This is a genomic window from Kitasatospora sp. NPDC057542, assembly GCF_042801945.1.
Taxonomy (GTDB): Bacteria; Actinomycetota; Actinomycetes; order Streptomycetales; family Streptomycetaceae; genus Kitasatospora.
The window spans coordinates 1-2,565 of record NZ_JBHVFE010000737.1; the positions used below are offsets into that span (position 1 = coordinate 1).

A 2,565-nucleotide genomic window follows, 5' to 3' on the forward strand; every position below is an offset into this window, starting at 1 on the left:
CAGTCGGCCTCCTTCCCGGAGGCCACTGCGGCGCCTGTCGCGTTCCGCGGCCCGGCCGCTATGGTCGGTCAGGTCCGATCGAGGTGCGGGGAGCACCCGACGCCAGGCCCAGGGGGGAACTTCCATGACCACGCCACCGCCGCCACCGGCACCGAACGGACCGGGGTACGGCTACCCGCAGCAGCCGGGCCGGGGCGCGCAGCCCGTACCGGGCGCTCCGGGCCCCGCGGGCGCCGCCGGCTTCGGACCGCCTCCCGGGCTGCCGACCGCACCCGGCATGCCCACCGCACCCGGCATGGCCCCGGCACCCGGCATGGCCGCCGCGCCAGGGGCCGGAGCGGCGCCGCGGCCCGGGAGGAGCGGGAACCTGCGACGCAACGCCGTCTGGGCGTTCGTCGGCGCGGTGATCGTGTCGGTCGGCTGGACCGCCGCCGTGATGGCCGTCCCCGGCATGGTCAGCAGCGAGTCCTCGCCCCGCGGCCTGCGCGGCTACCACCTCTCCGACGACTTCTGCACCACCGGGAAGCCCACCAGGATCCTCCAGACGTACTCCGTCTCGGACACCTCCGCGCCGACCCACCACACCGACCGGCATCCCGCGCTGGACAGCATGAACTGCTCGATGTCACTCAAGCGCACCGGCGGCAACAACGACAGCGAGTACGCCAACCTCTACCTGCGCGCCGACCTGCACAAGGCGGTCAACCCCGCGCCCGAGCTGCAGGCCAACAAGGAGCTCTACCGGGCCCGCGGCTACCAGGTCACCGACATCGCGGGGCTCGGCGAGGAGGCGTACTTCCTGTACAAGGACGACGGCTCGGACAAGTACCACAGCGTCTACGCCGAACTGGACATCCGCGACGGCGGGATGACCTACTACATCAACTACTCAGCCAGCTACACCGAGGGCAAGGGCAAGCCGCCGTCCAAGGAGGAACTGCGCAGCGCCCTCCAGTCGGACGGGCAGGACGCCGTCCGGGCCATGAAGAAGTAGGTCCGGCTCCGCTGCCCGCCGTGCCGGTACGGGCCGCCCGTACCGTGCCGGGCCGCCCGCGCCGCCGTCAGTAGGCGGCCGTCAGTAGGCGGGCCGGGAGCCGGCCCGGGCGGCCCGGGCGACGGCGACCACCGCGCGCTCCAGGGCGAAGGCCGGGTCGTCCGAGCCGCCCTTGACGGCGGCGTCGGCCTGGGCGATCGCGGTCAGCGCGGTGGCCACCCCGTCGCCCGTCCAGCCGCGCATCTGCTGGCGGACCCGGTCGACCTTCCACGGCGGCATGCCCAGCTCGCGGGCCAGGTCGGCCGGGCGCATGTTCCGCCCCGCGCTCGCCAGCCGGCCGATGCTGCGCACGCCGGAGGCCAGCGCGTACGTGATGCCGGTCGGCGGCTGGCCGACGGCCAGCGCCCAGCGCAGCCGCTCCAGCGCCTCCGCGGCCCGGCCGGTGACGGCCAGGTCGGCCACCTCGAAGCCGGTCGCCTCGGCCCGGCCGCTGTAGTAGCGGGCCACCACCGTCTCGTCGATCGTGCCCTCGACGTCCGAGGTCAGCTGGTGGCAGGCGGCCGCCAGCTCGCGCAGGTCGCTGCCGAGCGCGTCCAGCAGCGCCTGGCAGGCCTCCGGGGTCGCCGAGCGGCCCAGGGTGCGGAACTCGCCCTTGACGAAGGCCAGCCGTTCGCTCGCCTTGGCCAGCTTGGCGCAGGCCACCTCGCGCCCGCCGGCCTTGCGCCCGGCATCCAGCAGGCCCTTGCCCTTGGCGCCGCCGGCGTGCACCAGCACCATGATCACTTCCTCGGCCGGCGCCTCGATGTACGCCTTGACCTCCTTCACCGAGTCGGCGGAGAGGTCCTGCGCGGCCCGGACCACGATCACCTTGCGCTCGGCGAACAGCGACGGCGTGGTCAGCTCGGCCAGGCTGCCGGGCTGCAGGCCGCCGGGCGGCAGGTCCCGCACGTCGGTGTCCGGGTCCGCGGCCTTCGCCGCCGCCACCACCTGGGCGACCGCGCGGTCCAGCAGCAGCTCCTCCTGGCCGACCGCGAGGGTCAGCGGGGCGAGCAGGTCGTCGGGTGCACTCTTCCTGGCCATCGCGTACCAGCATCCCACGGGCCGCGGACACTCCCGCCCGACGGAGCGGGCGGCCCGACCTGGACAATGGCCCGGTGACCGAGAACCACACCACCGACCTCCCGGCCGTCGACGACCCGTTCGCCCGGCAGCTGCTCGTCCTGCCCGACCGCGACGCCGCCGAGGAGGCCGCCGAGGAGCTCGGCGCCACCCAGCCCGACCTCGGTGAGCTCGAAGTCGTCCGCGACGCGCTCGCGGGCGAGGACGACGCCGAGGACGCCCAGTGGCTGGTCGTGGCCGAGGCCCCGGAGAGCGGCTGGACCCCGGCGCTGCTGCACGCCCTCGACACCCTCGCGGCCGGCTACGAGGGCTGGCGCGAGCAGGCCTGAGGGCCTGAGGGCCTGAGACCGTACCCGGCACCTCCGTACCCGATGCCGGCCACCGCCTGGGCGCCGATGCCCTCACCCGCGAGCTGGTGGCATTTCGCCGGCGCGCTCCGGGCTTGCCCGGTG

At 74.9% G+C, this 2,565-nt stretch carries 3 protein-coding genes; 2 read left to right on the forward strand and 1 reads right to left on the reverse strand.

The window, feature by feature from the left end; genetic code table 11:
- Window positions 1–277 precede the first annotated feature (277 nt).
- A complete protein-coding gene (locus ACFU7Y_RS42875; RefSeq protein WP_224284198.1) occupies window positions 278–994 on the forward strand; it encodes a hypothetical protein in 717 nt (238 codons plus the stop codon).
- 81 nt (window positions 995–1,075) lie between these two features.
- On the opposite strand, the gene holA is transcribed toward ACFU7Y_RS42875, so the two are convergent.
- Entirely contained in the window at window positions 1,076–2,074 is a 999-nt protein-coding gene (gene holA, locus ACFU7Y_RS42880; protein ID WP_380771890.1) for a DNA polymerase III subunit delta, read from the reverse strand.
- A gap of 74 nt (window positions 2,075–2,148) precedes the next feature.
- Between holA and ACFU7Y_RS42885 the strand changes: the two genes are divergently transcribed.
- Window positions 2,149–2,442 (forward strand): hypothetical protein, encoded by a 294-nt coding sequence (locus tag ACFU7Y_RS42885; RefSeq protein WP_224282326.1) that lies wholly within the window; start codon window positions 2,149–2,151, stop codon window positions 2,440–2,442.
- Window positions 2,443–2,565: the final 123 nt, after the last annotated feature.

What these genes read in the sequence shown, in the direction of transcription:
- holA (WP_380771890.1), bottom strand. Translation starts at nt 2,074, where the DNA reads ATGGCCAGGAAGAGTGCACCCGACGACCTGCTCGCCCCGCTGACCCTC.
- ACFU7Y_RS42875 (WP_224284198.1), top strand. Translation starts at nt 278, where the DNA reads ATGCCCACCGCACCCGGCATGGCCCCGGCACCCGGCATGGCCGCCGCG.